4 protein-coding genes are annotated in these 5,994 nt (G+C 52.9%); 3 read left to right on the top strand and 1 reads right to left on the bottom strand.

Features of this window, described 5'->3' with window-relative positions; genetic code table 11:
• Positions 1 to 128: 128 nt before the first annotated feature.
• Positions 129 to 2,981, top strand: a complete 2,853-nt coding sequence (gcvP, locus tag HMPREF3277_RS03545) for an aminomethyl-transferring glycine dehydrogenase (RefSeq protein WP_070870062.1) — start codon at positions 129 to 131, stop codon at positions 2,979 to 2,981.
• 103 nt (positions 2,982 to 3,084) lie between these two features.
• Here the strand turns inward: gcvP and HMPREF3277_RS03540 are convergent, their stop codons facing one another.
• Positions 3,085 to 3,243, bottom strand: a complete 159-nt coding sequence (locus HMPREF3277_RS03540) for a DUF1328 domain-containing protein (protein WP_003744611.1) — start codon at positions 3,241 to 3,243, stop codon at positions 3,085 to 3,087.
• Positions 3,244 to 3,919: 676 nt separating this feature from the next.
• On the opposite strand from HMPREF3277_RS03540, the gene HMPREF3277_RS03535 reads away from it, so the two are divergent.
• Positions 3,920 to 4,750 carry a carbon-nitrogen hydrolase family protein gene (locus HMPREF3277_RS03535; protein WP_070870061.1) on the top strand — a complete coding sequence of 277 codons (831 nt, stop codon included), beginning with the start codon at positions 3,920 to 3,922 and terminating at the stop codon, positions 4,748 to 4,750.
• 231 nt (positions 4,751 to 4,981) lie between these two features.
• Complete coding sequence (gene rbsK, locus HMPREF3277_RS03530; RefSeq protein ID WP_070870060.1) at positions 4,982 to 5,884, top strand: ribokinase; 903 nt, start codon at positions 4,982 to 4,984, stop codon at positions 5,882 to 5,884.
• Positions 5,885 to 5,994 lie beyond the last annotated feature (110 nt).

The raw sequence follows: 5,994 nt of genomic DNA, 5'->3' as shown, positions 1-5,994 counted from the left end.
CTTGTCCTGATTTAAATTTAATCCACTATAGTAAGCAGATACAAAACCCGATTATCCGCCCGCAAGGTCGTCTGAAAACCCAAATACCTGCCTTCGCGGCAGATTCCTACAACAAAAAAGGAGTAGAAATGAAACTATCCGAACTGTTCAACCCCAACGAATTTGCCGCGCGTCATTTGAGTTTTGGCGACGAGGCTGCGCTTTTGGAAGCGCTCGGCGAGAAAAGCATGGATGATTTTGTCGGCAACACCGTGCCGCAAAGCATCCGTATGCCGTCCGAACTCGACCTGCCCGAAGCCTTGACCGAGGCGGACGCTTTGGCGAAGCTGAAAGCCATTGCGGCAAAAAACGTGATCAACAAATCCTATATCGGCTTGGGCTATTACCCGACCCGCGTGCCGAACGTGATTTTGCGCAACGTGTTGGAAAATCCGGGCTGGTACACCGCCTACACGCCGTATCAGGCGGAAATCGCGCAGGGACGTTTGGAAGCGTTGTTGAACTTCCAGCAGGTGTGCATCGATTTGACCGGTTTCCCCGTGGCGGGCGCGTCTTTGCTGGACGAGGCAACCGCCGCCGCCGAAGCGATGGCGATGGCGCACCGCGTGGGCAAGGTGAAATCCGAGCGTTTCTTCGTGGACGAGCGCGTCTATTTGCAGACTTTGGACGTGATGAAAACCCGCGCCAAATATTTCGGCTTCGAGCTGGTGGTCGGCGATTTTGCCAAAGCGGATGACGGCGAATACTTCGGCGCGCTGTTCCAATACGTCGGCAAAGACGGCGACGTACAAGACTTGCAAAGCGTCATAGGTCGTCTGAAAACCAAAGGCACGATTGTTGCCGTTGCCGCCGACATCATGAGTTTGGTCTTGCTGAAATCGCCTGCCGAATTGGGTGCGGACATTGCGTTGGGCAACACGCAACGCTTCGGCGTACCGATGGGCTTTGGCGGGCCGCACGCCGCTTATTTCGCCTTTAAAGACGAGTTCAAACGCTCCGCCCCGGGCCGCATCATCGGCGTATCCAAAGACGCATCGGGCAAACCCGCGCTGCGCATGGCGTTGTCCACCCGCGAACAACACATCCGCCGCGAAAAAGCCACATCCAATATTTGTACCGCGCAGGCATTGCTGGCGAACTTGGCGGGCATGTACGCCGTCTATCACGGCCCCGAAGGCGTGAAACGCATCGCCAACCGCATTCACGCGCTGGCTTCCGCCTTTGCCGACGCGCTGGTTTCAGACGGCCTCAAAGTGGTTCACGAAGTCTTCTTCGATACCGTTACCGTTGATTTCGGCAGCAAAGAAAAAGCGGACAAAGCGTTCCAAACCGCTTTGGAACTGGGCTACAACCTGCGCCGCGTCAGCGACACCCGAATCGCCGCCGCCTTCCACGAAACATCCGTGCGCGAAGACCTTGCCGTGTTGTACTACGCCTTCACCGGCAACAACACTTTCACGCTTTCAGACGACGTCAAAGGTCGTCTGAAAACGGAATTCCTGCGCCAAGACAATATCTTGCAACATCCCGTGTTCAACCGTTACCACACCGAACACGAAATGCTGCGCTACCTGAAAAAGCTCGAAGACCGCGATTTGGCGATGAACCGCAGCATGATTTCGCTGGGCAGTTGCACCATGAAGCTCAACGCCACCGCTGAAATGCTGCCGATTACTTGGGCGGAGTTTTCCGACATCCACCCCTACGCTCCCGAAACCCAAACCGCAGGCTACCGCGAACTCCTGGCCGACATGGAAAACAGTCTGAAAGCCATCACCGGCTTTGACGCGATTTCCTTCCAGCCCAACTCCGGCGCGCAGGGCGAATACAGCGGTATGCTCGCCATCCGCCGCTATCAGGAAGCCCAAGGCGAAGCGCACCGCAACATCTGCCTGATTCCCAAATCCGCCCACGGCACCAACCCCGCCACCGCCGCCATGCTCGGTTTGAAAGTCGTCGTCGTCGATACCGACGAACACGGCAACGTCAACATCGACGATTTGAAAGCCAAAGCCGAACAACACCGCGACGCCTTGTCCGCCATCATGATTACCTACCCGTCCACCCACGGCGTGTACGAAGAAGGCATCCGTGACATCTGCCGCATCATCCATGAAAACGGCGGACAGGTTTACATGGACGGCGCCAACCTCAACGCCCAAATTGGCATCATGCAGCCCGCCGAAGTCGGCGCGGACGTGTTGCACATGAACCTGCATAAAACTTTCTGCATCCCCCACGGCGGCGGCGGCCCGGGCATGGGTCCCATCGGCCTGAAAGCCCACCTCGCCCCGTTTGCCCCAGGCCATGTGTTAACCGACACGCACAGCGCAAGTACCGGGCAAACCGCCGTTGCCGCCGCCGCCTTCGGTTCCGCGTCCATCCTGCCGATTACCTGGATGTACCTGACCATGATGGGCAAACAAGGCATGGAACAGGCAACGCGCTGGGCATTACTCAACGCCAACTACGTCGCCAAACGCCTGAGCGAAGACTATCCCGTTCTCTACACAGGCAAAAACGGCCGCGTCGCACATGAATGCATCATCGATCTGCGCCCGCTCAAAGCCGAAAGCGGCATCACCGAAACCGACATCGCCAAACGCCTGATGGACTACGGCTTCCACGCCCCGACCGTCTCCTTCCCCGTTGCCGGCACGCTGATGATCGAACCGACCGAAAGCGAGAGCAAAGCCGAACTCGACCGCTTCATCGCCGCCCTGAAACAAATCAAACAGGAAGTGCTGAAAGTCGAACGCGGCGAATGGCCGAAAGACGACAACCCGCTGGTCAACGCCCCGCATACCGCCGCCGACGTAACCGGCGAATGGGCGCACCCGTACTCCCGCGAAGAAGCCGTCTTCCCGTTGCCTTTCGTGCGCGAAAACAAATTCTGGCCGAGCGTCAACCGCGTGGACGACGTGTACGGCGACCGGAATTTGGTCTGCACCTGCCCGCCGATAGAAGCGTATGAAGATTAAGGTTTGATATGAAGAAAGGTCGTCTGAAAATTTCAGACGACCTTTGTTTTAAAAAACGTTCATTCAGAAGGTAGCGTGGTTACGCCTTATCTGTTTGTCAGTTTTATTTTTTCTTGCCAAAAATCAGGGACAACACTGACAAAATCAGGAAACCGACAAACAGGATTTTAGCGATACCTGCCGCGCTGCCTGCAATACCGCCGAAGCCCAGTACGGCTGCAATAATGGCGATAACAAAGAAAACAACTGCATAATGAAGCATGGTTTTTTCCTTTCTGTTTGGTGTGCAAACGGTTTGATGTGCAAACGGTCGAGGGAGAGCCTTCCGTTTGTTGTGAGATGTAACAGTTTTATATTGAATCAACTATCTTATTGATTAATTTTATACTCACGGATGTAACCGCTTGTAGTACACCTTATCTGATAACTTCCTACTTAGCAAACCGCAGCAATATCGATTTTCAACCAATCACCCCATTCATGAAGCAACTAACCAAAGAATCAATGGCTTACATGCATACGTTAAGTTTTGAAAACATTTATATTTTATCGATTAAACAGAATTTAAGGAAATTATTTTTTAAAATCAATAAAAAATAAAAAAATAATATATTTATATAAAAGCAATGCCAAACCTGCCGTTCAAATCATCATAAAAACGGCTCAGAAAAATAAAAGGTCGTCTGAAACGCTGCTTTCCTTATTGATTGTTTTTTTGAAACGATTTCGTTTTATAGTGGATTAACTTTAAACCAGTACGGCGTTACCTCGCCTTAGCTCAAAGAAAACGATTCTCTAAGGTGCTGAAGCACCAAGTGAATCGGTGCCGTACTATCTGTACTGTCTGCGGCTTCGGCGCCTTGTCCTGATTTAAAGTTAATCCACTATAAAACAAACCATCCCTTGCCCTTTTCAGACGACCCGACAGGAAAACCGCCATGCAAAACATCCGCGCCGCCGCCGTACAAATGATTTCGTCCACCGACCCCGATGCCAATATCGACACCATGAAACGCCTCGTTCGCCAAGCTGCCGAGCAAGGCGCGGATTGGGTGCTGTTGCCCGAATATTGGCCGCTGATGGGGCGCAAGGATACCGACAAACTGGCTTTCGCCGAACCTTTAGTCGGTGGCAATTTTAGCGAAACTCGCTACGCTCGTTTTCAGACGACCTTGAGCGAGACGGCGGCGGAATGCGGCGTGGTGCTTTTTGGCGGCACGATTCCGCTGCAAAGCCCTGAAGCGGGCAAAGTAATGAACACTATGTTGGTGTACGACCGCGACGGCGCGCAAATCGGGCTGTATCACAAAATGCACCTGTTCGGCTTTTCGGGCTTGGGCGAACGCTATGCCGAGGCGGACACCATCAGCGCGGGCGGCGATGTGCCGGAACTGAGTGCCGACGAGGTTCCGCTTGCCGCCGGCATCTGCTACGATTTGCGTTTTCCCGAATTTTTCCGCGCCCAGCAGCCGTTTGACGTTTTGCTGCTGCCCGCCGCCTTCACTTACACGACAGGTAAGGCTCATTGGGAATTGCTGCTGCGCGCCCGCGCGGTGGAAAACCAATGCTACGTCATCGCCTCGGCGCAAGGTGGCGAACACGAAAGCGGCAGGCGAACGTTCGGTCATAGCATGATTATCGATCCGTGGGGCGAAATCTTGGACGTATTGCCCGAAGGCGAGGGCATCGTCATCGCCGATTTGGACGCTGCGAGGCTGCAAAGCGTGCGCACCAGGCTGCCCGCGTTGCAACACAGGTTGTTAAAATAAAAACAATTCATCCCCAAACGTCGCCATTTCCGCCTTAAATTCTATGATATGTTGATTTTATCGCAACAAAATTAATCCAAAGTAATATGAAATTGACAATTAATTTTGCATTTATAATATTAGCAGGTACAATTTCAGGCTATTTATTTGGGCTAGTCATACATTGCACAACAGCAGACAAAAATAAGGCTGTTCAACAGTCTAGTGCATTTTATAAAAGGGATATCAAGGATGCTCCAAGCTAAAATCGTCGTTATCGGCAGTATCAATATGGATTTAGTCACCCGCGCTTCAAAATTTCCCAGAGCGGGTGAAACATTGCTGGGCAATTCATTTCACCGCTTCATGGGCGGCAAGGGCGCAAACCAAGCGATTGCAGCAGCGCGTTTGGGGGCGGACGTCTGTATAGTCGGCGCGGTCGGCGATGACGATTTCGGCTATGAAATGACCACCAACCTCTGCCGCGAAGGCATCTTTACCGAACACATCCAAACCCTCACCGGCCTACCCAGCGGCATGGCAAACATTACCGTTGCCGACGATGAAAACGCCATTATCGTTATCGCCGGAGCCAACATGGGGCTGACGGTTGCCGACATCGAAAACGCCGAGCAGCAAATCGCCTCCGCCGATGTGGTTTTGAGCCAGCTCGAAATTCCGATGGACTGCGTCATCGCCGCCGCAAAATTGGCGAAGAAATACGGCAAACCCTTTATCCTCAACCCGGCTCCCGCCCAATTCCTGCCTTCGGAATTATGGGAATTGGTCACCCTTCTGACCCCCAACCGCTACGAACTTGCCGACTGCCTCGGCCTGTCGCAAGATTTGAATCCCGAAGAGCTGATTCTAAAAGCCCCCTGCCCCGTCCTGATGACCATGGGCGACAAAGGCGCGGTCTATAAAGACGGGAAAGACCGTTTGCGTTATGTTTCCAGCTTTAAAGTGGACACTGCCGACACCACCGGCGCCAGCGACGCATTCAACGGCGCGTTGTCCGTCTTCTGGAATCAAGGCATCGAAACTGCCGTCCGTAAGGCATGTGCCGCCGCCGCGCTTTCCATTACCCAAGACGGCGCGCAAAACGGAATGCCTTTCAAAGAAGAATTGGAACAATTCCTCGCCGCGCATCAATAAATCCATATTCACGTTATCAAACAGTCAAAAGGTCGTCTGAAACCCATCTTCCGGCGTTTCAGACGACCTTTATTTGCCTTTTATAGTGGATTAAATTTAAATCAGGACAA

It is taken from the genome of Neisseria sp. HMSC70E02 (assembly GCF_001838645.1).
In the GTDB taxonomy this organism is placed as follows: domain Bacteria; phylum Pseudomonadota; class Gammaproteobacteria; order Burkholderiales; family Neisseriaceae; genus Neisseria; species Neisseria macacae.
This window is presented reverse-complemented; position numbering and strand designations above follow the sequence as displayed.

Excerpts from the sequence above, each read along its gene's own strand:
- gcvP (WP_070870062.1), top strand. The coding sequence starts at position 129 with ATGAAACTATCCGAACTGTTCAACCCCAACGAATTTGCCGCGCGTCAT.
- HMPREF3277_RS03540 (WP_003744611.1), bottom strand. The coding sequence starts at position 3,243 with ATGCTTCATTATGCAGTTGTTTTCTTTGTTATCGCCATTATTGCAGCC.
- HMPREF3277_RS03535 (WP_070870061.1), top strand. The coding sequence starts at position 3,920 with ATGCAAAACATCCGCGCCGCCGCCGTACAAATGATTTCGTCCACCGAC.
- rbsK (WP_070870060.1), top strand. The coding sequence starts at position 4,982 with ATGCTCCAAGCTAAAATCGTCGTTATCGGCAGTATCAATATGGATTTA.